The sequence below is a fragment of the Vitreoscilla filiformis genome (genome assembly GCF_002222655.1).
Taxonomy (GTDB): Bacteria; Pseudomonadota; Gammaproteobacteria; order Burkholderiales; family Burkholderiaceae_C; genus Ideonella; species Ideonella filiformis.
In genome coordinates this window covers 1,515,410-1,540,490 of the sequence record NZ_CP022423.1, presented here as the reverse complement: position 1 = coordinate 1,540,490, position 25,081 = coordinate 1,515,410, and the positions used below count along the sequence as shown (strand labels likewise).

Below are 25,081 nucleotides of genomic sequence, written 5' to 3'. Positions count from 1 at the left end.
GGAAGGGGCCTTTCGTGCGCGCTGTCAGTCCAGCGTCTCGATGGTGTGGTTTTGGTTGGTGTAGATGCAAATGTCGCCAGCGATTTCCAGCGAGCGCTTGACGATGTCGCGGGCGCTCAATTCGGAGTGTGCAAGCAAGGCCCGCGCAGCGGCCTGCGCGTAAGCCCCACCCGAACCGATGGCCACCAAGCCGTGTTCGGGCTCCAGCACGTCGCCATTGCCGGTGATGATGAGCGAGTGCTCCCGGTCGGCCACGGCCAACATGGCTTCGAGGTTGCGCAGCACCTTGTCGGTGCGCCAATCGCGGGTCAGCTCGATGGCGGCGCGCACCAAATGGCCGGAGTGTTTCTCCAGCTTGGCCTCGAAGCGCTCGAACAGGGTGAACGCATCGGCGGTGGCGCCGGCGAAGCCCGCCAACACTTTTTCGTGATGCAGCTTGCGCACCTTGCGGGCGCTGGCCTTGACGACGATGTGACCGAGCGTGACTTGGCCATCGCCTCCCAAGGCCACTTGCCAGCGGCCATCGGCGGTCTGCCGGCGTGCGCTGACGATGGTGGTGCCGTGATAGGAGTCCATGCGGTGCAAAAAATGAAATCGGAAAAGAAAAACACCCCGGAACAGCCGGGGTGTCTCAGATGGGGTGGGTGGGCGTTAAATCAAGCTCAAGCCTGGCGCAAGCGCACGGCGGCGTGTTCGGTGATGCCCATGGCGCCCAGCATCAGCGCCACCAGCCGATGCACTTCGATGAAACTGACGTGGCGCCCTTCGGCGCGCTTGGCGATGACCCAATTGAGCAAGTCCCCCGCCGCGATGAAATCCACCCGGATCAACAACGCGCACGAGATGTGAACGAAACGCGACTCGCCCAAACGGGTGTCCAGCGTGGAAAGCACCGTGCCGATGTCCCCCGACAGTTGGCCCGACAGCTCCAGCGTGGTGATGGCGTGCATCCCACTTTGATCGGCCAGGTTGGCTTCGGTGGTGGCCACATCCCCGATCACCGACAGCGGCGCCGATTGGGTGTGAAGCTGCGAATCCCCGATGCGGATCTGCCCCTTGGCAGCTTCCCAACTGGGCGGCGAAACCTCGTAGGTCACGCAGTAATCGATGGCGACTTCGTCAAACTGGTCGGGGCGATTCGCCAAACGCAGCGCCGCCAAACGCGCCAGCCAGAACGCAGGATCGACGTCGCGCATCGCTGCTGGCGTGTTCTCTTGCAGCACCGTGAGCAAGCGCTCTGGGTTGAGCCAGCACATGCTGATCGACTGGTTGGCCCATTGGGTGAACACGCTGTAGAGCTTGGCGGCGGCTTCGGTGTCAATTGACATCAGCAAGCGCCAATCCAGCACCCAGGGCGACGGCATTTGCAGCAACTGCGAGCTGAGTTGGCCCAGCGCTTCCAAATCGAGCCGCGCCGGGCACACCCAGCCGACTTCGCTGGTGTTGGCCCGCGTGAGCGCCACGGTGCTGTTGCGCGACGCTTCGATCACCAACTGCGGCAGCGAGAACCACTGCGGCGCCGAACGCTGGAACAGCTCGGCATAGCTGATGGTCAGGGCATCAAAGCGCTGTTGTTGACCGGTGGCGCGGAACAGATCGAACAGCACCAGCCAAGTCTCTGGGTTCTTGTAGCGTGACCCCCGATGCGCAGTCAACTGCATCAACAGCTGCTCGCAATGCGAAAAGTCGGCGTTGGCGAAGGCGATGACGGCCTCGTCCAACTCGTGGTCGTGAACCACTTCGCTGACTTCGACCTGCTGAGCCATGGCCGGGCTGAACACATTGCGCGCAGAAATCGGTGCGGGCGCAGGCGACGGCGTTGGCGTGGGAGGGATGGGCGGCGCTGGCGGCGGCGGCGGCGGCGGCGGCGGCGAGTTGAGCACAGGGGCCCGCCGTGCGACTTCTGGCGGCGGCACGGGTCGTCCGGCTCCGGCTGGAGGAGACAGCGGTGCCAATGTCGAAGCCCGCGTCGTGGCGCCCAACGGCATCGCCCCTGTGGGAGGGGAGGTCAGGCCCGCAGGTCGCGTCATTGCTGGCGCCACAGGCGGCGGGGTCGCTGGACGCGGCCCAGCGGCCAATCCCGGTGGCAACGGACGCGCTGGCGCAGCCACCGGCGGAATCTGGGTTGAACTGAAACCTGGCCGGGCCGGGGCCTGTGTCGGACGGAAACCCGGACGGGGCGCACCGGCTGCGCTCGCTCCCGCAGGCGCCAGACGCACGGGCGGCGTCAGCGTCGGCGATTGGGTGGGGCGGGCATCACGCGGGGCAGGCGGCGGCGCCGTTCGCACGGGCTGGCGCATGGCCGTGGCTGGCAGTGGCACGTTACCGACCATCTGCTTTTCAATCGCGTCGATCTTGGCCTTGACGTTGCCGCCCGGGTTGCTCACCAGGGGTGTGGGGCGGGTTTCTGCATCGTCCAAGCGGGACGACGCGGCCTCCAGCATGTAGGCTTGTTCGCCCGTCAGCCCTTCCCGACGGATGCGCCGCAGCATGTCGAACTCGCGCTTGCGCACGAAATCGTTGCGGCGCTTGCGCTCGATCATGGCGCGCAGCTCGGCTTTGTCGGCTTCACCGAATTGGTCGAGGGTGGTGTCACCCCCAGGAATGGAAGTGTCACTGCTGCCACGCCCCGATCCGGACACCAGCTTGACCATCCGGTCAAGAAAACCTGCGCTGCCGTTATCGTTGGACATGAGAGCTCGTCAAATCATCAAAAAGGGCTTCAAGGCGATCGGTGAAATCAGTCACCGAACATTTTTTGCTTCAGCTCGCGCCGTTGCTGGGCCTCCAGCGACAGCGTCGCCGTCGGACGGGCCAGCAAACGGCCCAAACCGATCGGCTCACCGGTTTCTTCGCAGTAACCGTAGTCGCCCGAATCGATCTTGGCCAGCGCTTGCGAGATCTTCTTCAGCAGCTTTCGTTCCCGATCGCGGGTGCGAAGTTCCAGGGCGTGTTCTTCTTCGATCGTGGCACGGTCGGCGGGATCGGGAACGATCGAGGTGTCCTCGCGCAGATGCTCGGTGGTTTCACCGGCGTTGGACAGCAACGAGTCCTTCTGCTCTTGCAGGCGGGCTCGGAAGAAGGCCATCTGCTTGTCGCTCATGTATTCCGATTCCGGCATGGCCAGCAGTTCGGCTTCGGTCAGCTCGTGACCGGCCTTGGTCTTCCAGGCGTTGGCCAGTTTCGGATCGGCCTTGGCGGCGGGCTTGGGTGCAGTCATCGGTTCTGGGTAGGTTCGCATCGTGGGGGGCGGGGGCGAGAAGCGGGTGGCAAAACTCGCACTGGACACCAGCGGCGGCGCTGCACGTGGCGATGCGGGCGCCGTCAGGCGCGACAAGGGAAGAGATGTCTCATCCGGAATCTTGCTCACGATCCGCCTCCTGTGCTTGATCTGCCTCCAACCGGCATTCAGGCGAGGTTACACCCTTCAGGCCATGGCGCCGTTGCGGGAATCTCTCACCGCTGCAAGGGCGCGCGGATTGTAGCCACGCGCCCGGGCTGGCTCGGAGGTGTAGACCTCACCCCCTAATCTTTCGATTTCGCTCAGGCTTCGCAGCCTTGCAGGCCTTGCAACAGGATGTCACGCGGCAGGTCGATGCCGATGAACACCATCTTGCTCACACGCGCTTCGCCGGGAGCCCATTTCGGCCCCAAATCGCTGCCCATGAGCTGGTGAACCCCTTGGAACACCACCTTGCGCTCGCTGCCCTTGATGTGCAGCACCCCCTTGTAGCGCAGCATCTTGGGGCCATACACCTGCACGATGGCGCCCAAAAAATCCTCCAACTTGGTGGGCGAGAGTGGCTTGTCGGTGCGGAAGACGAAGGACTTCACATCATCGTCATGCCGATGGTGGTGCGGGTGGTTGCAGGCCTCGCCGGGGGCGTGGTCATGTTCGCAGTGCTCGCCGTGGCCGTGCGCGTGATCGTGACCATGGGCGTGGGCATGGCCTTCGTTGAGGAAGTCCGGATCGATGTCCAACTTGGTGTTGAGGTTGAAGCCCTTCAGGTCGAGCACCTGCGCGATGGCCACCTCGCCAAAATGCACCCGCTCCATCGGCGCACGCGGGTTCATGTGCTTGAGGCGATGCACCAGGGCGTCCACTTCCTCGGCGCTGACCAAATCGGTTTTGCTCAAGAAAATGCGGTCGGCAAAACCGATTTGGCGGCGGGCTTCTTGGCGCGTGTCGAGCTGGGCCTGGGCGTGTTTGGCGTCCACCAGGGTGAGGATCGAGTCGAGCAGGTAGCTCTCGGCCACCTCATCGTCCATGAAGAAGGTTTGCGCCACCGGGCCAGGGTCGGCCAAGCCGGTGGTTTCGATGACCACGCGCTCGAAATCCAGCTCACCCTTGCGTTTGCGCGCTGCCAAATCGGCCAGCGTGGCGCGCAAATCTTCGCGGATGGTGCAGCAGACACAGCCGTTGCTCATCTGGATGATGTTTTCCTGGGTGTCGCTGACCAGGATGTCGTTGTCGATGTTCTCTTCGCCGAATTCGTTTTCGATGACGGCGATTTTCTGGCCGTGGGCCTCGGTGAGCACACGCTTGAGCAAGGTGGTTTTGCCCGAACCCAGAAAGCCCGTGAGGATGGTGGCAGGAATCAAAGCCATGGCGAGGAACGGCCCCAAAAGGGCGAAAGTCAAAGCGGAAGCGTTGAGTATGGCGCCAGATGGGTGCCACCGTCGGGTCATGGGGATCGGGTATTCTTGCCTTCCTCTGTCACTCCCGGCTGCTGCCGTGCCTGAACCTCAGCCCAGTCGAGCGCCTTTGCAGGATCGGCGCACCTTGTTTGAACGCTTGGTGGAGTTCATCTCCCCCGGCCCGGATTCCACCGACGAATTGATCGAAGCCCTGGCGGACGCTGAACAGCGGGCGTTGATCGAGCCCCAATCCCGCGTCATGCTCGAAGGCGTGATCCGCATGGCGGACATGGTGGCCGGTGACGTGATGGTCGCCGCCCCGCGCATGGATGTGCTGGACATTGCCCAAGCTTATCCCGCTCTGCTCGAACAGGTGATCGACACAGGCCACTCGCGTTTTCCCGTGATCGAGGGCGGGCGAGACAACATCGTTGGCATTTTGCTGGCCAAAGACTTGCTCAAGCGCCAAGTCGATCCGACCCTGGATTTGCGCACCTTGCTGCGGCCAGCGGTGTTCGTGCCCGAGTCGAAAAGCCTGAACGAGTTGTTGGCGGACTTTCGCTCCAACCGCAACCACATGGCCATCGTCATCGATGAGTTTGGCAACACCGCCGGGCTGGTGACGATCGAAGACATCCTCGAAGAAATCGTGGGGGAAATCGAAGACGAGTTCGATGAAGTGGCGCAGGCGCAACACAGCGTCTACCCGTTGGCCGATGGCAGTTATCGCGTGGCGGGCGGCGCGGACATCGCTGACATCAACCACACCTTCAGCCTGCAATTGCCGCAGGACGAGTTCGACACCATCGGCGGCCTGCTGGCCCACCGCCACGGCCATGTGCCACGCCGGGGCGAGCGCGTGTTGTGCGAAGGCTGGAGCTTCACCGTGCTGCTCACCCGAGGCGGTGCGGTGCGTTGGTTCAAGGTGCAGCGCGTTGCCTCGCCGGCCTCCCCTGAACCGGCAGCAGCACCATGATGACGTGGGCACGCTGCCGCCTCGGTTCGCTGGGGCTGGCGGCCTTGGCCGGAGCCGGCCACACCGCTTCGTTCGCCCCGCTGGAATGGTGGTGGATGCAACCGCTGGCCGTGGCGTTGCTGGTCGGGCTGGTGCGCCACGCCACACCCCGGCAAGCGGCGCTCACGGGGGCCGTGTTCAGCCTGGGTTGGCTGGTGAGCGGTTTTTGGTGGCTTTACATCAGCCTGCACGACTTTGGCGGCTTGATGGCCCCGCTGTCCGTGGCGGCGGTGGGGCTGCTGGCGGGGTTTTTGTCGTTGTATGTGGCCGGGGCCATGGCGCTGTGGGCCTGGGGGCGGCGCGACCACCCGGGACACGACGCCCTGCGCTTCGCCCTGTGCTGGCTGGGGGCCGAGCTGTTGCGTGCCCAAGTGTTCGGCGGCTTTCCTTGGATCGCCTCAGGTTACGCCCACACCAGCGGGCCGTGGGCCGCGTGGGCGCCGTGGGTGGGCGTGTACGGCATCGGTGCGCTGAGTGCTTGGTTGGCCGCAGCCGTCGCTTTGGGGATGCGCGTACCCGCATCGGGACGGGCACGCGGCGCCTGGGGCGTGGCGTTGGCCGCTCTGCCGCTGGGACTGGGGGCGGTGTTGCCTCAGCAGTTCACCGAATCGACGGGCACCTTGCGCGTCAGCTTGGTGCAGCCCAACGTGCCGCAGGATCTGAAGTTCGACCCGGAGCGCATCGCCAGCAACATGCAAGCCTTGCAGCAGCGGATGCACGCCGCCCGGGGTGAACTGGTGATGACGCCGGAATCGGTCATCCCCCTGTCGCTGGAGCAACTGCCCACCGGCTATTGGGACACGCTCACCTTACCCTATCGCACAGGAACGCAAGCTGCGCTCATCGGTATTTTTTGGGGCAACAGCGAGCAGGGTTACGTCAACTCGCTGCTCGGGGTGCGACCGGGGGTGTCGAGCGATCCGGCGGCGCTGTACCGCTACGGCAAACGCCATCTGCTGCCCTTTGGCGAGCGCATCCCCTACGGTTTTGGCTGGTTTGTGCGGCTGCTGAACATCCCGCTGGCCGATCAGATGTCGGGCCAGAGCCAAGCGCCGTTCGAGGTTCACGGCCAGCGCATCCGCCCGCTGATCTGTTACGAAGACTTGTTCGGCGAAGACTTTGCCGACAGTTTTCTCACCGAAGACGCACCCACCGTGCTTGTCAACGCCAGCAACTTGGCGTGGTTTGGCCGGTTGATGATTCAAGAGCAGCACTTGCAGTTTTCCCGCATGCGCGCTTTGGAATTTCAGCGTCCACTGGTGCGTGCCACCAACACGGGCGCCACGGCGGCGGTCGATGCCCAAGGGCGCGTGACCCACGCGCTGCCGGCCTGGACGCCCGGCACCCTCGATGTCACGATCGAAGGCCGGCGCGGCACCACCCCTTATGCCCATTGGCTCGGACGGCTCGGTTTGTGGCCGCTGTGGGGGCTGGTGCTGGCCGGGTTGATCTGGCGTCGTTCGGGCCGGGGGGGCGCCTAAAATTGGCCGTTTTTTTGCGAATTTCCTCAGCCTTTGTCGAGGCTGCATCACGATCACACCATGCTCACCTTCCAGCAACTCATCCTTCGCCTTCAGGACTACTGGGGCCAGCAAGGCTGCGCCTTGCTCCAGCCCTATGACATGGAGGTCGGCGCCGGCACCAGCCACACCGCCACTTTCCTGCGCGCCATCGGCCCCGAGCCCTGGAAGGCTGCTTATGTGCAACCCAGCCGCCGCCCGAAGGACGGTCGTTACGGCCAGAACCCGAACCGCCTCCAGCACTATTACCAATACCAAGTGGTGTTGAAGCCGGCGCCGGCCAACATCCTGGAGCTGTACCTCGGTTCACTCGAAGCCCTGGGCTTCGACCTGAAGAAAAACGACGTGCGTTTCGTCGAAGACGATTGGGAAAACCCGACGCTGGGCTGCTGGGGCCTGGGCTGGGAGGTCTGGCTGAACGGCATGGAGGTGACGCAGTTCACCTACTTCCAGCAAGTGGGCGGCATTGATTGCAAGCCGATCACGGGCGAAATCACCTACGGCCTGGAGCGCCTGGCGATGTACCTGCAAGGCGTGGAAAACGTCTACGACCTGCAATACACCGACGGCCTGAAGTACGGCGATGTGTTCCTGCAAAACGAGGTGGAGCAGTCCACCTACAACTTCGAGCACAGCGATGTGGACTTCCTGCTGACGGCTTTTGCCGCGCACGAAAAACAATCGAAGCACCTGATGGCGCAGCAGCTCGCTCTGCCGGCGTATGAACAACTGCTCAAGGCCGGCCACACCTTCAACCTGCTGGACGCACGCGGCGCCATCTCGGTGACGGAGCGTGCCGCTTACATTGGCCGCATCCGTACCCTGGCGCGTGCCGTGGCGCAAAGTTACCTCGACAGCCGCGCCCGCCTCGGGTTCCCGATGGCGCCCAAGGCTTGGGCCGACGAGGTGAGCGCCAAGCTCGCTGCCGACGCGCTGAAGAAAGCGGCTTGAACGCCCGCCCATCGCATCGTTTTGTCTGCCAGGCGCCATGCTGACCCAACTAACCATCCGCAACTTCAAACGGTTTGAGGCGGTGGACATCGACTTGAGCGATGCCGTGGTGTTGATTGGGCCCAACAACTCGGGCAAGACCACGGCTTTGCAAGCGCTGGCGCTCTGGGACGCGTGTTTGCGCCACTGGTTGGCCAAGTGCGGTGGTGCGCAAACCCAAACGTCGAAAGCGGTCCCCATCGGACGCAAGGATTTGGCGGTCTTGCCACTTCCTGCCATGGATGGACTGTGGCGCAACCAGCAATTGCGCGCCGCGTCGCCGGCCAACCCCGAACGGATGATCGGGCGGGTGGTGGAGATCGTTTTGACGGGCCGCAACGGGGCTGTGGACTGGCGCTTGGGGGTTCAAATTGACTATGTCAATGAGGAATCCTTCAACTGCCGCCCGTTTTTGGTGGATGACGCGGCGGCGGTTGTGCAACTGCACCAGCGTGTCCGCCCGGCATTTTTGCCCCCCATCGCAGGGCTGATTGCCGAGGAGCCTTTGTTTCTGCCGAGCCGGGTCGAAGCCCTGCTCCACGCCGGGCGCGGTGGTGAGGTGTTGCGCAACCTGTGCTACGCCGTATGGGAAAAGCAGGATGCCTCTTGGCAGCAGGTCAGCCAGGCCATCCACACGCTTTTTGGTGTCAAGCTGCTGGAGCCCGTGCTGATCGAAGCGCAGGGCTTGCTGGAGCTGGCCTATCAGGCCGAGGATGACGGCCCCAAACTGCCGCTCACGTCCGCTGGGCTCGGGATGCTGCAAACCTTGCAGCTCTTGGTTTTTTTGCATTGGAAGCCAGGGGCTGTGCTGCTTCTGGACGAGCCGGACGCACACCTTGAGATCCTGCGCCAACGCCAGACCTACCAAGTGCTGGTGGACTTGGCCCGGCGCCAAGGCAGCCAAATCATCTGCGCCAGCCACTCCGAAGTGGTGCTTAATGAAGCGATCCAACGCGATCAGGTGGTGGCGTTTGTGGGGCGGCCACACACCGTGCGCGCCAGTGCCCAGGTGCTCAAGTCCTTGCGAGATTACGGTTTTGAGCACTACACCCAAGCCGAGCAAAAGGGCTGGGTGTTGTACTTGGAGGGCAGCACAGACTTGTCCATCCTTCAAGCTTGGGCCGAGCGGTTGAACCATCCGGCCCGTGAGGTTCTGGCGCGGCCATTTGTCCACTACCTGAATTCCAACGTGCCGTCGCTGGCCAGGAATCATTTCAATGCGGTGAGGGAAGCCAACCCGCATTTGGTCGGCCTCAGCTTGTTTGATCGAATGGACTTGCCCCCGCAGGGCTCACAGCCGGGTTTGACCGAGCGAGCTTGGCGCCGCCGTGAGATTGAAAACTACTTCAGCGAGCCCGCCGTTTTGCTGGCTTTTGCGCGTGCCGGATGGGGTGGCCATCAACAGGCGGGCACCTCCCATGCCGATGGAACGGATGACGCGCAAGCCTCAGCACGGGAGCGGGCCATGCAAGCCGCCATCCATGAAGTGGAACAAGCGGTTCTTGTTTTGGGAGAGGATGTGTGGTCACCTGAGCGCAAGGCCAGTGAACAGGTGCTGCCGCAGATTCTGCAACGCTACGCTGGCAAGGTGCCCGGCGCCGTGATTCCCAGCAAAGGCAGTTATTACATCCTGATTGATTTTCAAGACGCAGCCACCATCGATCCTGAAGTGCCAGCGGTGCTGGATACCATCGCCCACGTGGCTGCCCAGGCCATTACGCCGGATTTTTTATGACCACCAAAAACCTGCTCGTTGAACTCTTCGTTGAAGAGCTGCCGCCCAAGGCCCTGAAAAAGCTGGGGGATGCCTTCGCCAGCGTGCTGGCCGACAGCCTCAAAACCCAAGGTCTGGCCGCTGCCGACGCTGCTGTGACGGCCTATGCCTCGCCGCGCCGCCTGGGCGTGCATGTGGCGAACGTGGCCTCCAAGGCCGCCGACCGCGCCCAGCGCCTCAAGCTCATGCCCGTCGCCGTGGCCCTGACCGCCGACGGCCAAGCCACCCCGGCGCTGCTGAAGAAACTGGCCTCGGTGGGCGCGGACGCTGCCGTGGTGCCCCACCTGCAACGTGCGCAGGATGGCAAGGCCGAGGCGCTGTTCTGGGAATCCACCGTGCCCGGTGCCAGCCTGGCAGAGGGCCTGCAAAAAGCGCTGGACGAGGCGCTGGCCAAGCTGCCCATCCCGAAGGTGATGACCTACCAACTGGCCGACGGCTGGACGGATGTGAAGTTCGTGCGCCCAGCGCATCGCCTGATCGCCCTGCATGGCAGCGATGTGGTGCCGGTAAAAACCTTGGGCCTGCAAGCCGGTCGCAGCACGCTGGGCCACCGCTTTGAAGCTGCGCAAGCCGTGGTGGAAGTGGAAAGCGCCGACAGCTACGCCGCCCAACTGCGCGAGCAAGGCGCCGTGATCGCCAGTTTTGCCGAGCGTCGTGCCGAAATCGTGCGCCAGTTGGAGCAGGCAGCCGCCAAGGAAGGCCTGAAGCCCATCGATGACGATGCGCTGCTGGATGAAGTCACCGCTTTGGTTGAGCGCCCGAACGTGCTGACCTGCCAGTTTGAGCCGGAGTTTTTGGCTGTGCCGCAGGAGTGCCTCATCCTGACGATGAAGGCCAACCAAAAATACTTCCCGCTGCTGGATGACCACGGCAAGCTGACCCACAAATTCCTGGTGGTGAGCAACATCGCCCCGGCGGACGCCAGCGCCGTCACCGGTGGCAACGAGCGCGTGGTGCGCCCGCGCTTGGCCGACGCCAAGTTCTTCTTCGACCAAGACCGCAAGAAGACGCTGGCCAGCCGCATCCCCGGCCTGGCCAAGGTGGTTTATCACGGCAAGCTGGGCACCCAGGGCGAGCGCGCCGAGCGCGTGCGCGCCATTGCGCACAGCATCGTGAACCAATTGCGCCTGGCCACCGTGCCTTACACGGTGGACGCCAAAGACGAGTTTGACGTGCTGGACTCCAAGGTGCAGCAATCCGCCCTCTTGGCCAAGACCGATTTGCTCACCGACATGGTGGGCGAGTTCCCCGAGCTGCAAGGCATCATGGGCGGCTACTACGCCCGCCACGAAGGCCTGCGCGACGGGGTGGCGATTGCCATCGAAGACCATTACAAGCCGCGCTTTGCGGGCGATGCCCTGCCGCGCAACCACACCGGCACCGTGCTGGCGCTGGCGGACAAGCTCGAAACCCTGGTGGGCCTGTTCGGCATCGGCCAACTGCCCACGGGCGACAAAGACCCGTTCGCGCTGCGCCGCCATGCGCTGGGCGTGATCCGCATCTTGGTGGAAAAGAACCTGCCGCTGGATCTGCCGGAGCTGCTCAAAGCCGCCGTGCCCGCTTTCGGTGAACTCATCACCGATCCGACGCCCGCACTGCTGACCTTCTTCGCCGACCGCCTGGCCGTCGCCCTACGTGAACAGGGCTACACCGCGCAGGAAGTGGACGCCGTGCTCGCCCTGCACCCCACCCGCCTGGGTGATGTGCCCAAGCGTCTGGAAGCCGTGCGCGCTTTTGCCGCCTTGCCCGAAGCCGCTTCGCTGGCCGCCGCCAACAAGCGTGTGGGCAACATCTTGAAGAAGGTCGAAGGCGCACTGCCGACCGAGCTGAAGGCCGAGTTGCTGGTGGAAGCCGCCGAGCAAGCCCTGGCCGCTGCCCTGGCCGAAGTGAAGCCGCTGGCCGACACACGCTTCGATCAGCATGACTATGCCGGTTCGCTCCAAGCCCTGGCGGCGCTCAAAACGCCGGTGGATGCCTTCTTCGATGGCGTGATGGTGAACGCCGAAGACGCCGCCTTGCGCGCCAACCGCCTGGCCTTGTTGGGCCAGTTGCACGCGGCGATGAACCGGGTGGCCGATTTGGCCCGCCTGGCCGCCTGAAGCCGGCCCGCCACTTGCTAGCCCGCTGACCATGCCGACCTCGCGCCACACCGCCAACCAAGCGCCGCGCCTCATCATTTTGGGGCGTGACGGCATCCTCAACCGTTTCCGCGAAGGCCATGTCAAAGACCCGGCCGAGTGGGAATCGCTGCCCGGCGCCCTGGAAGCGGTGGCCAAGCTCAACCACGCCGGCTGGCATGTGGTCATCGCCACCAACCAAGGCGGCATCGGGCGCGGGTTGGTGGACATGGCCAGCGTCAACGCCGTGCATCTGCACATGATGAAATTGCTGGCCAGCAAGGGCGGGCGCATCGACGCGGTGTTCTTCTGCCCCCACGCCCCCGAAGAACACTGCGACTGCCGCAAACCGGGCGTTGGCATGATGAAAGACATCGCCCGGCGTTACGGCGTGGATTTGGCCACCGTCCCCATGGTCGCCGATACCCCGCGTGACCTGGGGGCGGCCATCGCGGCGGGCTGCAAACCCCATCTGGTGCGCACGGGCCGTGCCGCCCACGCCAGCGCCGACGAGCTGGCGCAGTGGCGTGTCGATTACCCCGGCGCGCACATTCATGACCATCTGGCCGCCTTCGCCGAGCACTTGTTGCGCCGCGACCCGGCCACTGCGTTCTCTCGGGCCTGAGCCCCTTTCAACTCATTTTTGACACACCATGATCGCGGCTCTGCGCTCCGCGCTGTTTTTTTTATGGATGCTCCTCACCATCGTCCCTTGGGCCTTGGTGGTGGTGGCGCTGGCACCGCTGGTCAACAGCCAGCGGCTGTACCGGGTGTGCGTGGGCTGGTTGGCCACGGCGGTGTGGGGGGCCCAGGTCTTCTGCGGCGTGCGCTACCGGGTTCACGGCCTGAGCAACGTACCCAGCGCCGCCGACGGCACCGCTGCGGTGGTGTTGGCACCCAAACACCAATCCGCCTGGGAGACTTTCGCGTTTCCGGCCATCATGCCCCACCCTCTGGCGTACGTGTTCAAGCGTGAACTGCTGTGGATCCCGTTTTTCGGCTGGGCCATTGGCCGGCTCGACATGATTCACATCAACCGGGGCAAAGGCAGCGAAGCGTGGCGCAAAGTCTCTGAACAAGGCCAGCGCCTTATGAAACAAGGCAGTTGGGTGATCATGTTCCCGGAAGGCACCCGCACACCACGCGGTGCCCAAGGGGAATACAAGAGCGGGGCCTCGCGCTTGGCCATCGCGGCGGGTGTCCCGGTGGTGCCCATCGCCGTGACCTCGGCGCGCTGCTGGCCGCGCAAGAGTTTTTTGCCGCGTCCGGGGGTGATCGATGTCTCCATCGGCCCGGCCATCCCCAGCCAAGGACGGCGTCCGGATGAGCTGATGCGCGAAGTCGAACGCTGGATCGAAGCCGAAATGCGCCGCCTCGACCCCGACGCCTACCTCCCTCCCGCCTGACCCCCATGGCCGCGCCTTGGCCCGATGCTTTCTCACACCCTGAGGCCACGCATCGGGTGATGCTGGGCACCACCGAGGTGGCCTACCACCTGCGCCGCTCCGCACGCACCACACTGGGTTTGCGCGTGGACGACCAAGGGTTGTGTGTCAGTGCGCCCCTGCGCGCCCGGCCACACGACATCGAGCACGCACTCCAAGCCAAAGCCCGCTGGATTTTGGCCAAACTGCTGCAACGCCACGAGCGCCAGCGCCAACAAGCCCATGAGCACCTGGACTGGGGCCCGGGCACCCGCCTGCCCTGCTTGGGGGGTCATCTGGTGCTCCACCTCGATCCGACAGTGCGGTGCAGCACCGGGCCGGCCCTGCACACCCAACTGGCAGGCCCTTTGCCATCGGAGCAACCCCTGCGCCTGCGGCTCGCCCCCGACAGCCCGCCAGAGGCCGTGCGCCAAACCACCGCACGCTGGCTTCAATTGCAGGCCCTGGCGGTGTTTCAGCAGCGTTGCGCCCACTACGCGCCACGGCTGGGCGTACAGCCCACGCGTGTGGCCTTGACCTCGGCCCGCACCCGTTGGGGCAGCGCCACCAGTCAGGGGGTGATCCGCCTGCATTGGCACTTGCTGCATTTCCCTTTGGCTGTGCTGGATTACGTGGTTGTGCATGAATTGGCCCATTTGCGCGAGATGAATCATGGCCCCGCGTTCTGGGCCTGGGTGCATTCGCAGGTGCCTGATGCGGCAGCTTGCCAGGCGGCGCTGCGTCAAAAACGCCCTGCTTGGTGGCGTTAGTCGCTGCGTTACATTTTGAGACACTCGCTCAATCAATGAGTTACGTCACATCACCCCCCTTTTGTCTGATAGGAGGATGGGGGTAAAGCCGGCACAGTTCATCTCACGCGCTGTCATCGCTGTTGTTCGCAACGGTGGTCATAAAAAGGGAGAGTTAGGGCTGCGCGCCCGTGTCGGCAGGCCGGTCAGTGAAAACTGACCGGCCTGTTTCTTTGGGAAGGCGTCCGTGTTTTCCCTGCGGTACAGTGCCCATATGTCTGCCCAAGGATTCTTTGTATCGCCCAGTGCCCGCTGGGTTCGCCGCCTGGGAGCCGGGCTGTTCAGCCTGACGATCTCCCTGGCCTGTCTGGCCGCGCCAGAGACCCCACCCGACCCCGATTTGCCCATCCGCCAAGCCCGTGAAGCCTTCGGCAAAAAGGATCGCGTGCGCTTGGCTGCCTTGCGTGAGGCCACGCAAAACAGCCAGCACCCCCTCGCGTCGTGGGTGGATTACTGGGACATCAGCCTGCGCCTCAAGGAAGCTCGCGCCGAGGAGGTGGACGCCATCCTGGCCCGCTGGCCCGGCACGTACGTCGAGGATCGTCTGCGTAACGACTGGCTGCTGGTGCTTGGCCGCCGCCGCGACTGGGAAACATTCCAGCGCGAGCACCCGCGTTTTCGCATGAACGATGACCGCGAGGTCGCCTGTTATGCCTACGTGGCCTTGCTCCAAGGCAACACCCGTCCCGCACAAACGACGCTGGAAGCCGCCCAAGCCGCTTGGCTGGGCCAGCGCGACACCGACGAAGGCTGTCAACTGCTGGGCCAAACCCTGTATGGCACCAACGCACTGGCGGAGCCCGTGGTGTGGCAAAAAATTCGCCACGCGGTCGAGGACAACCGGTTGCGCCTGGCGCGCCAAACCGCCAACCTGTTAGGTGAAGCCACCGGCAAGGCCGTGGCCGAAGCGCTGGATCAACCCGTGCGCTGGCTCACGGCCCGCCAGCGGGCTGCCATGCCGCCAGCACAGATGCTCATCGCCCTGGCAGTGGCCCGGCAAGCCCTGATCGACACCACCGAAGCCGCCAACCTGCTGCAAGGCGAGTGGGGCAACGTGTTGAGTGTGGAATTGCACAGTTGGGCCTGGGGCCTGGTGGCCCGGCAAGGCGCCCAAGCCCTGCGCCCCCAAGCGCTCGAATGGGTGCAAACCGCTTGGCGAGCGTTGAGCCCCACCCAACCCGGCATCGGCTGGAACGACGAGACTTTGGCTTGGCACACCCGCGCCGCGCTGCGATTGGGTCAAGGCGGGGAACGCTGGCGCCTGGTGTTGCAGGCCGTCGATGCGATGAGCCCTGCCGAGCGCCCCTCCCCGACCTGGCAGTATTGGCGAGCCCGGGCGCTGCAAGGCTTGGCTCCGGCTGGCGGTGCGGGTGAAGCGCAGCGCGCACAGGCACGGAGCATTCTGAGTGCCTTGGCCACCAGCCCGCTGCACTTTTACGGCATGCTCGCCGCCGAAGATTTGGGCAACCCGCTGGCCTTGCCCGCACGGGCGACGGCCCCTTCCGTTGCAGAACGCGAAATGGCGCAGCGCCATCCCGGATTGCAACGGGCCTTGCAACTCATCGCCGCCGGACTGCGGGCCGAGGGTGTGCGCGAGTGGAACTTCCACCTCATCGGCATGAAGGATCGTGAGCTGCTGGCCGCTGCGCAACTCGCGTGCGAACGCGAGGTCTGGGATCGCTGCATCAACACCAGCGAGCGCACCCGCACCGAAATCGACCTCGCCCAGCGCTACCCCATGCCACTGCGCAACGAGGTCATGAACCGCACGCGGGAAATCGGCCTCGATCCGGCGTACGTTTATGGGTTGATTCGGCAGGAATCGCGCTTCGTCATGGATGCGCGCTCACATGTGGGCGCCTCAGGGCTGATGCAGGTGATGCCCGCCACCGCCAAATGGACAGCCAAGCGCATCGGCATGACCGAGTTTCGTCCGGACATGATCGCCGAGCGCGACACCAACCTGAAGCTCGGTACCGCCTACCTCAAATTGGTGCTGGACGATCAAGACGGCCTGCAAGCCCTGGCCGCCGCCGCCTACAACGCTGGCCCTGGCCGACCACGCAAGTGGCGCAATGGCCCGCTGATCGAAACGGCCATCTGGGCCGAAAACGTGCCCTTTGCCGAAACCCGCGACTATGTGAAAAAAGTGCTGGCCAACGCCACCATTTACGCCGCGCTGGTCACGGGTCAGCCGGCTTCGCTCAAGGCGCGCTTGGGTCACAGCGTCGGCCCACGCGATCCCAAAACCCCCAACCCCTCCTCCCCCACGGACTTGCCATGACACGCCAAAACCCGTTGCTGATCCTCGGTGGCACCGGCTTTGTGGGCCGGTCGCTGTGTGAGACTTGGACGCGCCAGCCTCCCACGTCAGCGGCGGGTGCGCGCTTGCGGGTGCCCACACGGCGCACCGGCGCCGGGGTGGCCAGTGTGCAGATGCTGCCCTCGGTCGACTTGGTACGCGCCGACCTGCATGACGATGCCACCCTGGTTCAACTCCTGCAAGGCTGCGACGCGGTGGTCAACCTCGTGGCCATCCTGCATGGCAGCCCCGAAGCCTTCGAAGCCGTGCATGTGGGCCTGCCACGCCGGTTGGTGGCTGCCTGCCAAGCGGCGGGGGTGCGGCGGGTGATTCACGTCAGCGCGCTCGGGGTCGCCCCGGATGCGCCCTCGCACTACCTGCGCAGCAAAGCCCGGGGCGAAGCCGTGCTGCGGGACAGCGGTTTGGAGGTGACTGTCCTGCGTCCATCGGTGATTTTTGGCGCTGGGGATCGCTTCCTCAACTTGTTCGCCCAACTGCAAGCGCTGGCGCCGCTGGTGCCGCTGGCGGGGGCGTCGGCACGCTTCCAACCCGTGTGGGTGGAGGACGTGGCCCGCGCCATCATCACCAGCCTGGCGCGGCCCGACACCATCGGCCAAACGATCGAGTGTGCTGGCCCCGAAGTCAAAACCCTGCGCGAACTGGTGGCGCTGGCGGGGCAACTCAGCGGCCATCCGCGCCCGATCCTGCCGTTGCCCGACTCGCTGGCCACCCTGCAAGCGTGGGCCATGGAATGCCTGCCCGGCGAGCCGCTGATGACGCGGGACAACCTGGCCTCCATGCAAATCCCCAACGTCGCCAACGGCATGCTGCCCGGCTTAAGCTCGCTTGGGCTGACTCCGGCCTCCGTCGAGGCTGTGGCGGCCACCTATTTGGGCCAGCCGCTGCGATGTGCCCGTCTGGACGCCTGGCGCGCCCGGCACTGGTAGCCCCGGCACACCTGTTGCATTCCTTTGTGCGAGCGGGCGCCACCGTTGGCGCTTGCCTGTTTCGTCATGGCACACACTGCTGAATTACTGTTGCCTGCTGGTGCAACCGCCTACTTGGTGGGCGGCGCTGTGCGTGATCGCTTGCTGGGGCTGCGTCCTTATGCCGATCAAGATTGGGTCGTCACCGGCACCACCCCGGAAGCCATGCTGGCCGCCGGATTTCAACCTGTGGGCAAAGATTTCCCGGTGTTTCTCCACCCGTGGACGCGGCAGGAATATGCCCTGGCCCGCACCGAACGCAAAACCGCGCCGGGTTATCACGGTTTTGTGTTCCACACCGCCCCAGAAGTGCGCTTGGAAGACGACCTGTTGCGCCGCGATTTGACGATCAACGCCATGGCCGCCCCGCCCCACAGCGAGCAAGCCCCCGTGATCGACCCCTATGGCGGCCAGCAGGATTTACAAGCCAAAGTGCTGCGCCACGTCAGCCCGGCTTTTGCGGAAGATCCGGTGCGCATCCTGCGTTTGGCGCGGTTTGCGGCGCGGTTTCCGGAGTTTGTCGTCGCGCCGGAAACCGAGGCGCTGATGGGCGACATGGTGGCTGCTGGCGAGGTCGATGCCCTGGTGCCCGAACGGGTGTGGCAAGAGTTGGCCCGAGGCTTGATGGAGGCCCAGCCCGCCCGCATGTTCGAGGTGCTGCGCCGCTGTGGTGCCTTGCAGCGCTTGTGGCCGGAATTGAACCGTCTCTGGGGCGTGCCCCAGCGCGCCGATTACCACCCCGAAGTGGACACCGGCATTCACACCATGATGGTGCTCAGTCAAGCGGTGCGCATGGGAGCGCCCCTGAGCGTGCGCTTTGCCTGTCTCTGCCACGATTTGGGCAAAGGCAACACGCCCGCCGACATCCTGCCGCGCCACCTCGGCCATGAAAACCGCAGCGAACAGCTCACCCGCCGCGTGGTGCAGCGGCTGCGCATCCCCAACGACTGTGCGGAGTTGGCGCTGCTGGTGGCGCATGAACACAGCAACATCCATCGCGCCGCCGACTTCGACGCCGCCGCCCTGCTGCGCCTGATAGAACGCTGCGACGCTTTCCGCCGCCCACAGCGTTTCCATGAAGCCCTGCAAACCTGCGAAGCCGACGCACGCGGGCGCCTGGGTTTTGAGGAACAGCCCTACCGCAGCCGCCCCCGTTTAGAACGGGCCTTCGCCGTGGCAGCGGCGCTGCCCACCGCACCGATTGCGGCGGCGGCCATCGCTCGGGGTGCCAAGGGGGAGGCCATTGCCCAAGCGATTCACAAAGCGCGTGCTCAAGCCATCGCCCAAGCGCTGGCCGAAGCACCGGCTCAGCGCAGCGAGTAAGCGGTGGCCGTCAGCGGGCCGACCAGGGTTTCGAGCAGCGGAATCAGCGGTTTGAGCTCGATGTAGCGGTTCGCTACCTTGACGGCGTAGGTGAAGAAGCGGGGCAAATCTTCGGCGTATTTGGGTTTGCCGTCCCGGTGCTTGAGCCGGCAGAAGATGCCCATGACTTTGAGATGGCGCTGCAAGCCCATCCACTCGATTTGGCGCCAGAACTCACCGAAATCGTCGGGCACGTCCAGCTCGGCCTTGCGGGCGCTGCTCCAGTAACGCACGGCCCAATCAATTTCCTGTTCTTCTTCCCACGAGAGGAATGCATCGCGCAGGAGTGAGGCCACGTCGTAACTGATCGGGCCGCACACCGCATCTTGAAAATCCAGGATGCCCACGCCTTGCGGGGTCACCATCAGGTTGCGGGGCATCCAGTCCCGATGCACCGCCACTGTCGGCTGCGCCAGGGCGCTGGCCACCAGTTTGTCGCACAGGCGCTGCCAGTGGGCTTGTTGAACCGGCGTCCAGCTCACGCCGTACTCACGCTGCACGCACCACTCGGAAAACAGCGCCAGCTCGCGGCGCAACAAGGCTTCGTCGTAGGGCGGCAGGCTGATCGGGTTGACGCCGCGTTGCCACTGCACCAGCGCGGCCACCGCCTGGCGCATCAGCGGCTCGGCTTGCGCTCGGCCATCGGCTTGCAGCGCGTCCAAGTAGAGCTGTTGGCCCAGGTCTTCAAGCAGCAAAAAGCCTTGCGCTTCGTCGGCGGCCAAGATGCGTGGCGCCTGCAAACCCGCCGCGTGCATCAACCCAGCGACGTGCAAGAAAGGGTGCACGTCCTCGTGAGCGGGCGGCGCATCCATGACGATCACGCTGCCGCCCGCCGTGGTGGCCAAGCGCAGGTAACGCCGGAAGCTGGCATCGGCAGAGGCGGGGGCCAAGGTGTCGGGACACAGGCCATGCGGGCTCACCAGTGGCGCCAACCACTGTTCGAAGGCGACACGGCGGGCTGGATCGGGCCAGGCGAGGGTGTCGGGCGTGGTGACGGCGGTGGAGCAAGGAGTGGTCATGGAAATAGGCCGAATGGGCCAACAAGCCTCGTGGATAATTCGAAAATTTTATCGATGACCGGCCAGACGACGCGGCCGTTACCATGCCAGCTCTCATTTGTCGTCTTGTGTCCGAGTCCTTTCCCGCCCCTGCACGCCACCGCCAGGCAGGCCCTCGACCGCCTCTGCTGCTGCGTGCGGTCAGCATCGGCGTGCTGGCTTCGATGGCAACTTGGGCCCAAGCCAATGCGCTCTCGTGTACGCCGGATCCTTCGCAGCGGGCACGCCCTCCGGCCACGGAGCCTGAGGATCCGAACAGCCCTGTCGAACTGCAAGCCAGCTCACTGCGCAGCCAGTTGGCCCAAGAAACGCTGGCCGATGGGGCGGTGGAACTGCGCCGCGCCGGCCTGACCCTGACAGCCGACCGGCTGCGTTACCTGCATGAGCAGGATCGGGTCATTGCCCAGGGCCAGGTTCACATCACCCAAGGCGGTAACCAGTTCGACAGCGAACAAGCCTCCTACGTGCTCAACACCCAGCGTGGCGAGCTGCAAGCCCCGCGTTTTCGCCTCAGCCGCGCTCAGGCAGGGGGGCAAGCCCGGGACTTGGCTTTCGATGGCACGCGCAGTTTGTCTGCCAACGAGGTGGCCTACAGCAGTTGCGACCGCCCCGCCGGCGAAGAACCGGACTGGGTGCTGCGCATGGACCACCTCAGCCTGGACTTCGAACACAACGAAGGCCGGGCCGAAGGCGCGGTGCTGCGCTTTTTGGGCACCCCGATTCTGGCGTTGCCGGTGTTGAGTTTCCCGGCCACGGATGCGCCCAAGTCCGGGTGGCTGCTGCCCTCGTTGAGCATCGACACGACCGCCGGGGCCGCCATCAGCGTGCCGTACTACTGGCGCATCGCCCCCAACTTGGATGCGACGCTGGCCCCGGAGGTGTCCACCAAACGCGGCAGCGGCTTGCGTGGCGATTTCCGTTATTTGCTGGAACGCAACGCTGGGCGCCTGGAATACCACCTGCTCCCCAATGACCGTGTGCAAGAGCGCGAACGCTACAGCACCCTGTTGGAACACGAAGGTGAGCTGCCCGCGCTGGGGCTGCGCTACGGCATGCACAGCGAACACGCCTCAGACGATGCCTACTGGAAGGACTTCAGCGACTATCTGCCCAGCCTGACCCCCCGGCTGTTGCCCCGCCAAGTCTGGACGCAGGGGGCTTGGCAAGTGGATCGCTTCGTGGCCCTCGAAAGCTACGCCCGGGTGCAAACTTGGCAGGTGCTGCAAGACAGCAGCGCGTGGATCACCCCGCCCTACCAACGCCAACCTCAGATCGGGTTGCGTGCCCAGGTTGAAGGGCCATGGGGCCTGCGCTACAACGCTGAAGCCGAAGCCAACCACTTCACCCAGGGCGCCCTGCTGCCCACCGGCGTTCTCAACACCCCAACCCTGCCCCAGGAAGGCCGGCGTTTGCACCTGACGCAAAGCATCTCGCGCCCGTGGGACAACGGCTGGGCGTGGTTCACCCCGCAACTGAGCCTGAACCAAGCGAGCTACCGTTACCACTACATCAAACAAGCCGAGAGTGACCTGATCACCCGTGACGATGGGGTGCCCTTGGGCCGCCCCATCAACCTCACCCGCCAGCGCAACGTCCCGACGTTCAGCATGGATGCCGGGTTGCGTTTTGAGCGGGACGCCACGCCGTTCGGCCAGTCGATGGTGCAGACGCTGGAGCCCCGCATCCACTACGTCTACACCCCCTACCGCCCCCAAGACGACTTGCCGCTGTTCGACACCGCCGTCAGCGACTTCAACGCCGTCTCGATTTACGCCGACAACGCCTTCACCGGCATCGACCGCATTTCGGACGCCAACCAAGTCACCTTCGGCGCCACCAGCCGCTTGCTGGATCGGCAAAACGGGGTCGAAGTGCTGCGCTTTGGTGCCGCCCAGCGTTACCTGTTCCGCCCCCAGCGCCTGACCGCCACCGGCAGCAACGGCAACAGTTCAAGCAATTTTTCGGACATTTTGCTGTTCGCCTCCGGGCGCCTCCACCCGCACTGGTATGCCGACTCGGCGTTGCAGTACGACTTCGATTTCAAGCGTCCGGTGCGCACCCTGGCTTCTGTGCGCTACCAGCCCGCGCCCTTCCACACCTTGGCCGCCACCTACCGCTACACCCGGCAACTGACCGAACAAACCGAATTGGCGTGGCAGTGGCCGATCTACCGGGGCGATCCGGGGGCGGGTTCGGGCGGTTGCCAGCGGGTGCTCTATGGCATCGGCCGGGTGAGTTACAACATGCGCGACAGCCGCCTGGCCGACTCCCTGGCCGGCATTGAGTACGACGCTGGCTGCTGGATCATGCGCGCTGTGGCGCAGCGGGTGACCACCGGCAGCACCGGCGCCACCACACGGGTGATGCTGCAACTGGAGTTGGTCGGGCTGTCTCGCCTGGGCACCAACCCTTTGCAGACCCTCAAAGACAACATTCCCGGCTACCGCCTGCTGCGAGACAACGACTCCCCATGAATCTGCGAAAACACGCGCGCCGGCTGTGGCCGGCCCTGTGCTTGGCAGCGGCTTTGTCCGCGCAGGCCCAGACCCCCGTTCGCACCGCCGACTACATCGTGGCGGTGGTCAATGCCGAAGTGGTCACCCACAAGGAAGTGGAACAGCGCGCAGTGCGCATGGCCCAGGAGATGCGCAACGCCCGCACCACCGTCCCGGGCGATGCAGCGCTGTACCAGCAAGCCCTGTCCTCGCTGATCGACGAGCGGGTGGTCATCACCCACGCCCGGGAAACCGGGGTGCGCATCGACGAAACCGAACTGGATCGCAACGTTCAGACCATCGCCAGCGTGAACCAACTCACCGTCGAGGCGCTGCGCGAGCGGCTGCGCGCTGAAGGGATGGACTTCGCCCGCTTCCGCGCCAACCTGAGTGATCAACTGCTGGCCGACCGCGTGCGTGAACGCGATGTGTTGCCTCGCATCCGCGTCAGTGAAGCCGACGTGGATGCATTTCTGGGCGAACAACGCACCCAGGTCTCCGGCGAGGTACAACTCAACATCGCCCAGATTTTTGTCAGCGTCCCGGAGGGGGCCAATGCCGCCACCGTGGCCCAGCGCCAAGCCCTGGTGGACATGACCCTGGCCCGCTTGCGCAGTGGCGAGCCTTTCGACCGCTTGGCCAAAGAGCTGTCCGAAGGCATGGAACGCAGCCGAGGCGGAGAGATCGGCTTGCGCCCCAGCAGCCGCCTGCCCGACGTGTTTGTGGACACCGTCCGCAATTTGGCTGTCGGGCAATTCAGCCCGCGTGTGGTGCGCAGCTCGGCAGGGTTCCACATCCTCAAGTTGCTGGCGCGCCAAAGTGAAAGCGCGCTCAATGTGACGCAAACACGGGCACGCCACATCCTGTTGCGCCCCTCAGCGGGGTTGTCCAGTGACGAGGCGGTGCGCCGCATGGGTGAGTTCCGGGATCAAGTGGCCCAGGGCAAGCGCAGCTTCGAGCAACTGGCGCAGCAGTATTCGGAAGACGGCAGCGCCGCACGCGGTGGTGACTTGGGCTGGCTGTCGCCGGGCCAACTGGTGCCGGAGTTTGAGAAAGCCATGAATGCGCTGGGCGTCGGTGGTGTTTCGGCACCGGTGCTGTCGCGCTTTGGGGTGCATCTGATCCAAGTCGTGGATCGGCGCCAGGTGGCGCTAGACCCCCGCCAAGTGCGCGAACAGGCGCGCAACGCCGTGCGCGAACGCAAATTCGGCCAAACCTACGCCGAGTGGATCGACGAGTTGCGCTCACGCGCCTATATTGAACTGCGAGACCCCCCCCTATGAGCCGAGGTGCCGCTGGCAGCGACCATCACGCCCGCAAACGCTTTGGCCAGAATTTTCTGACCGATGGCGCCATCATCGACGGCATCGTGCGGGCCATCGAACCACAACATGGCCAAGCGCTGATCGAAATCGGCCCCGGCCTGGGGGCCCTGACACGCCCGCTGCGCGCCCACTGCGATCCGCTGACCGTGATCGAACTCGATCGTGATCTGGCCGAGCGGTTGCGCCGTGAACCCGGCCTGCGGGTGATCGAATCGGACGTGCTCAAGGTGGACTTCGGCGCGCTGGCCGACACGCTGTGCCCCAGCGGGGGCAAGCTGCGCATTGCGGGCAACCTGCCTTACAACATCTCGTCGCCGATCCTGTTCCACTTGCTGCCTTGGGCCGATCGGATCGAGGATCAGCATTTCATGCTGCAAAAGGAAGTGGTCGATCGCATGGCCGCCGAGCCGGGCAGCAAGGTGTATGGCCGCCTGTCGGTGATGTTGCAATGGCGCTACCACATCGAGTCGGTGCTGGACGTGCCGCCCGAATCGTTCGATCCACCGCCCAAAGTGGATTCGGCGGTGGTGCGCATGATTCCCTGGGCTCAACCCGCCGCGCTGGACGCAGCGCGCTTCGAAACCATGATGACCGTGGCGTTCTCGCAGCGCCGCAAGCTGCTGAGGCACAGCCTGGGGCGCTGGCTGGATGAGCAAGGCATCGCGCACACGTTCGACTTGCAGCGCCGTGCCGAGGAAGTGCCCGTGGCAGAGTTCACCGCTTTGGCGGGGTGCTTGACGCCTTGACCAGCCGAACGTAGCTCTCCTGCACCAGCCCGCTCTGGGTCACGTCCCCGCTGTCGAAGTTCACATCCCAGGCGTAAGTGGGGTGTTCGGCAACGATGGTGGCCGTCCAGTAGTAATAGGCAGGCGTGGTCGGGAACGCCTTCAGATCGATCGCAGGATCGTAGCGGCTGTAATCCACCAAGCTGACCAGTTCGTACACCTGGGGCAAGCGCCAGCCGGGGGTTTGTTCAGCCAGCGCGATGGCGTCGTCATACCGCAGCTTGGTGGGTTCTCCCACACAAGTGCGCTGGCGCCACACCTGGCCCACAGAACACCGCTGCCACGTTAGCCCGGTGCGGGTGTCTTTCACCTGGGCCCCGCCCGCGACGTACACGTAGCGTTTGAGCGGGGTGGCTTGCGCCGTGTCTTGGGCCTGAACTTGTGCCGTCCCACCGAACCCGCCACCCAGCAAAACCAGCATGGCCGCGCCGTGCATCACGCGAGACATCCAAACTTTTCGTGCTGTTTTCATCGCTGACTC

20 protein-coding genes are annotated in these 25,081 nt (G+C 64.7%); 14 read left to right on the top strand and 6 right to left on the bottom strand.

The features are described 5' to 3' along the window. Positions 1-24: 24 nt before the first annotated feature. The 4 genes from hslV to VITFI_RS07280 form a co-directional block, all read right to left on the bottom strand. Positions 25-576 (bottom strand): ATP-dependent protease subunit HslV, encoded by a 552-nt coding sequence (hslV, locus tag VITFI_RS07295; RefSeq protein WP_089416419.1) that lies wholly within the window; start codon positions 574-576, stop codon positions 25-27. Positions 577-662: 86 nt separating this feature from the next. After that, on the bottom strand, positions 663-2,693 hold the full coding sequence (locus tag VITFI_RS07290) for an STAS domain-containing protein (protein WP_089416418.1): 2,031 nt from the start codon (positions 2,691-2,693) through the stop codon (positions 663-665). A 47-nt stretch (positions 2,694-2,740) separates the two neighbouring features. Continuing rightward, on the bottom strand, positions 2,741-3,121 hold the full coding sequence (gene dksA, locus VITFI_RS07285; protein ID WP_198301728.1) for an RNA polymerase-binding protein DksA: 381 nt from the start codon (positions 3,119-3,121) through the stop codon (positions 2,741-2,743). Between the two features lie 422 nt (positions 3,122-3,543). Continuing rightward, entirely contained in the window at positions 3,544-4,608 is a 1,065-nt protein-coding gene (locus VITFI_RS07280) for a CobW family GTP-binding protein (RefSeq protein ID WP_089416417.1), read from the bottom strand. Positions 4,609-4,735: 127 nt separating this feature from the next. Between VITFI_RS07280 and VITFI_RS07275 the strand changes: the two genes are divergently transcribed. The 11 genes from VITFI_RS07275 (at position 4,736) to VITFI_RS07225 (ending at position 18,898) form a co-directional block, all read left to right on the top strand. Continuing rightward, positions 4,736-5,614 (top strand): HlyC/CorC family transporter, encoded by an 879-nt coding sequence (locus VITFI_RS07275; RefSeq protein WP_198301663.1) that lies wholly within the window; start codon positions 4,736-4,738, stop codon positions 5,612-5,614. Further along, positions 5,611-7,134 carry an apolipoprotein N-acyltransferase gene (gene lnt, locus VITFI_RS07270; RefSeq protein ID WP_089416415.1) on the top strand — a complete coding sequence of 508 codons (1,524 nt, stop codon included), beginning with the start codon at positions 5,611-5,613 and terminating at the stop codon, positions 7,132-7,134. Before VITFI_RS07275 ends, lnt begins: the two co-directional genes overlap by 4 nt. A gap of 60 nt (positions 7,135-7,194) precedes the next feature. After that, complete coding sequence (gene glyQ, locus VITFI_RS07265) at positions 7,195-8,124, top strand: glycine--tRNA ligase subunit alpha (protein ID WP_089416414.1); 930 nt, start codon at positions 7,195-7,197, stop codon at positions 8,122-8,124. A gap of 37 nt (positions 8,125-8,161) precedes the next feature. After that, positions 8,162-9,898 carry an ATP-dependent nuclease gene (locus VITFI_RS07260; protein WP_089416413.1) on the top strand — a complete coding sequence of 579 codons (1,737 nt, stop codon included), beginning with the start codon at positions 8,162-8,164 and terminating at the stop codon, positions 9,896-9,898. Beyond that, a complete protein-coding gene (gene glyS, locus VITFI_RS07255) occupies positions 9,895-12,036 on the top strand; it encodes a glycine--tRNA ligase subunit beta (RefSeq protein WP_089416412.1) in 2,142 nt (713 codons plus the stop codon). The genes VITFI_RS07260 and glyS overlap by 4 nt, the downstream gene beginning before the upstream one ends. A gap of 31 nt (positions 12,037-12,067) precedes the next feature. Then, a complete protein-coding gene (gene gmhB, locus VITFI_RS07250; protein WP_089416411.1) occupies positions 12,068-12,679 on the top strand; it encodes a D-glycero-beta-D-manno-heptose 1,7-bisphosphate 7-phosphatase in 612 nt (203 codons plus the stop codon). A 28-nt stretch (positions 12,680-12,707) separates the two neighbouring features. Then, positions 12,708-13,460, top strand: a complete 753-nt coding sequence (locus VITFI_RS07245; protein ID WP_198301662.1) for a lysophospholipid acyltransferase family protein — start codon at positions 12,708-12,710, stop codon at positions 13,458-13,460. Between the two features lie 5 nt (positions 13,461-13,465). Further along, positions 13,466-14,248, top strand: a complete 783-nt coding sequence (locus tag VITFI_RS07240) for a M48 family metallopeptidase (RefSeq protein ID WP_089416410.1) — start codon at positions 13,466-13,468, stop codon at positions 14,246-14,248. A gap of 253 nt (positions 14,249-14,501) precedes the next feature. Continuing rightward, positions 14,502-16,571, top strand: a complete 2,070-nt coding sequence (locus VITFI_RS07235) for a lytic transglycosylase domain-containing protein (RefSeq protein WP_089416409.1) — start codon at positions 14,502-14,504, stop codon at positions 16,569-16,571. After that, on the top strand, positions 16,568-17,536 hold the full coding sequence (locus tag VITFI_RS07230) for a complex I NDUFA9 subunit family protein (RefSeq protein WP_089416408.1): 969 nt from the start codon (positions 16,568-16,570) through the stop codon (positions 17,534-17,536). The genes VITFI_RS07235 and VITFI_RS07230 overlap by 4 nt, the downstream gene beginning before the upstream one ends. Positions 17,537-17,602: 66 nt before the next feature. Continuing rightward, positions 17,603-18,898, top strand: coding sequence for a multifunctional CCA addition/repair protein (locus VITFI_RS07225; RefSeq protein ID WP_089416407.1), 1,296 nt, complete (start codon positions 17,603-17,605; stop codon positions 18,896-18,898). Here the strand turns inward: VITFI_RS07225 and VITFI_RS07220 are convergent. Then, positions 18,883-19,956, bottom strand: a complete 1,074-nt coding sequence (locus VITFI_RS07220; protein ID WP_089416406.1) for an aminoglycoside phosphotransferase family protein — start codon at positions 19,954-19,956, stop codon at positions 18,883-18,885. The genes VITFI_RS07225 and VITFI_RS07220 overlap by 16 nt on opposite strands. 203 nt (positions 19,957-20,159) lie before the next feature. On the opposite strand from VITFI_RS07220, the gene VITFI_RS07215 reads away from it, so the two are divergent. Genes VITFI_RS07215 through rsmA form a run of 3 tightly spaced genes read left to right on the top strand, consistent with a single transcriptional unit; the run spans position 20,160 to position 24,561 of the window. Next, on the top strand, positions 20,160-22,469 hold the full coding sequence (locus tag VITFI_RS07215; protein ID WP_157725592.1) for an LPS-assembly protein LptD: 2,310 nt from the start codon (positions 20,160-20,162) through the stop codon (positions 22,467-22,469). Further along, complete coding sequence (locus VITFI_RS07210) at positions 22,466-23,773, top strand: peptidylprolyl isomerase (RefSeq protein WP_089416404.1); 1,308 nt, start codon at positions 22,466-22,468, stop codon at positions 23,771-23,773. The genes VITFI_RS07215 and VITFI_RS07210 overlap by 4 nt, the downstream gene beginning before the upstream one ends. After that, positions 23,770-24,561, top strand: a complete 792-nt coding sequence (rsmA, locus tag VITFI_RS07205; RefSeq protein ID WP_089416403.1) for a 16S rRNA (adenine(1518)-N(6)/adenine(1519)-N(6))-dimethyltransferase RsmA — start codon at positions 23,770-23,772, stop codon at positions 24,559-24,561. The genes VITFI_RS07210 and rsmA overlap by 4 nt, the downstream gene beginning before the upstream one ends. Here rsmA and VITFI_RS07200 read toward each other — a convergent pair. Next, a complete protein-coding gene (locus tag VITFI_RS07200) occupies positions 24,530-25,048 on the bottom strand; it encodes an Lcl C-terminal domain-containing protein (RefSeq protein WP_157725591.1) in 519 nt (172 codons plus the stop codon). The genes rsmA and VITFI_RS07200 overlap by 32 nt on opposite strands. Positions 25,049-25,081: the final 33 nt, after the last annotated feature.

Coding starts and splice junctions, on each gene's coding strand:
- hslV (WP_089416419.1), bottom strand. CDS start 576: ATGGACTCCTATCACGGCACCACCATCGTCAGCGCACGCCGGCAGACC.
- VITFI_RS07290 (WP_089416418.1), bottom strand. CDS start 2,693: ATGTCCAACGATAACGGCAGCGCAGGTTTTCTTGACCGGATGGTCAAG.
- dksA (WP_198301728.1), bottom strand. CDS start 3,121: ATGCCGGAATCGGAATACATGAGCGACAAGCAGATGGCCTTCTTCCGA.
- VITFI_RS07280 (WP_089416417.1), bottom strand. CDS start 4,608: ATGGCTTTGATTCCTGCCACCATCCTCACGGGCTTTCTGGGTTCGGGC.
- lnt (WP_089416415.1), top strand. CDS start 5,611: ATGATGACGTGGGCACGCTGCCGCCTCGGTTCGCTGGGGCTGGCGGCC.
- glyQ (WP_089416414.1), top strand. CDS start 7,195: ATGCTCACCTTCCAGCAACTCATCCTTCGCCTTCAGGACTACTGGGGC.
- VITFI_RS07260 (WP_089416413.1), top strand. CDS start 8,162: ATGCTGACCCAACTAACCATCCGCAACTTCAAACGGTTTGAGGCGGTG.
- glyS (WP_089416412.1), top strand. CDS start 9,895: ATGACCACCAAAAACCTGCTCGTTGAACTCTTCGTTGAAGAGCTGCCG.
- gmhB (WP_089416411.1), top strand. CDS start 12,068: ATGCCGACCTCGCGCCACACCGCCAACCAAGCGCCGCGCCTCATCATT.
- VITFI_RS07245 (WP_198301662.1), top strand. CDS start 12,708: ATGATCGCGGCTCTGCGCTCCGCGCTGTTTTTTTTATGGATGCTCCTC.
- VITFI_RS07240 (WP_089416410.1), top strand. CDS start 13,466: ATGGCCGCGCCTTGGCCCGATGCTTTCTCACACCCTGAGGCCACGCAT.
- VITFI_RS07235 (WP_089416409.1), top strand. CDS start 14,502: ATGTCTGCCCAAGGATTCTTTGTATCGCCCAGTGCCCGCTGGGTTCGC.
- VITFI_RS07230 (WP_089416408.1), top strand. CDS start 16,568: ATGACACGCCAAAACCCGTTGCTGATCCTCGGTGGCACCGGCTTTGTG.
- VITFI_RS07225 (WP_089416407.1), top strand. CDS start 17,603: ATGGCACACACTGCTGAATTACTGTTGCCTGCTGGTGCAACCGCCTAC.
- VITFI_RS07220 (WP_089416406.1), bottom strand. CDS start 19,956: ATGACCACTCCTTGCTCCACCGCCGTCACCACGCCCGACACCCTCGCC.
- VITFI_RS07215 (WP_157725592.1), top strand. CDS start 20,160: ATGGCAACTTGGGCCCAAGCCAATGCGCTCTCGTGTACGCCGGATCCT.
- VITFI_RS07210 (WP_089416404.1), top strand. CDS start 22,466: ATGAATCTGCGAAAACACGCGCGCCGGCTGTGGCCGGCCCTGTGCTTG.
- rsmA (WP_089416403.1), top strand. CDS start 23,770: ATGAGCCGAGGTGCCGCTGGCAGCGACCATCACGCCCGCAAACGCTTT.
- VITFI_RS07200 (WP_157725591.1), bottom strand. CDS start 25,048: ATGTCTCGCGTGATGCACGGCGCGGCCATGCTGGTTTTGCTGGGTGGC.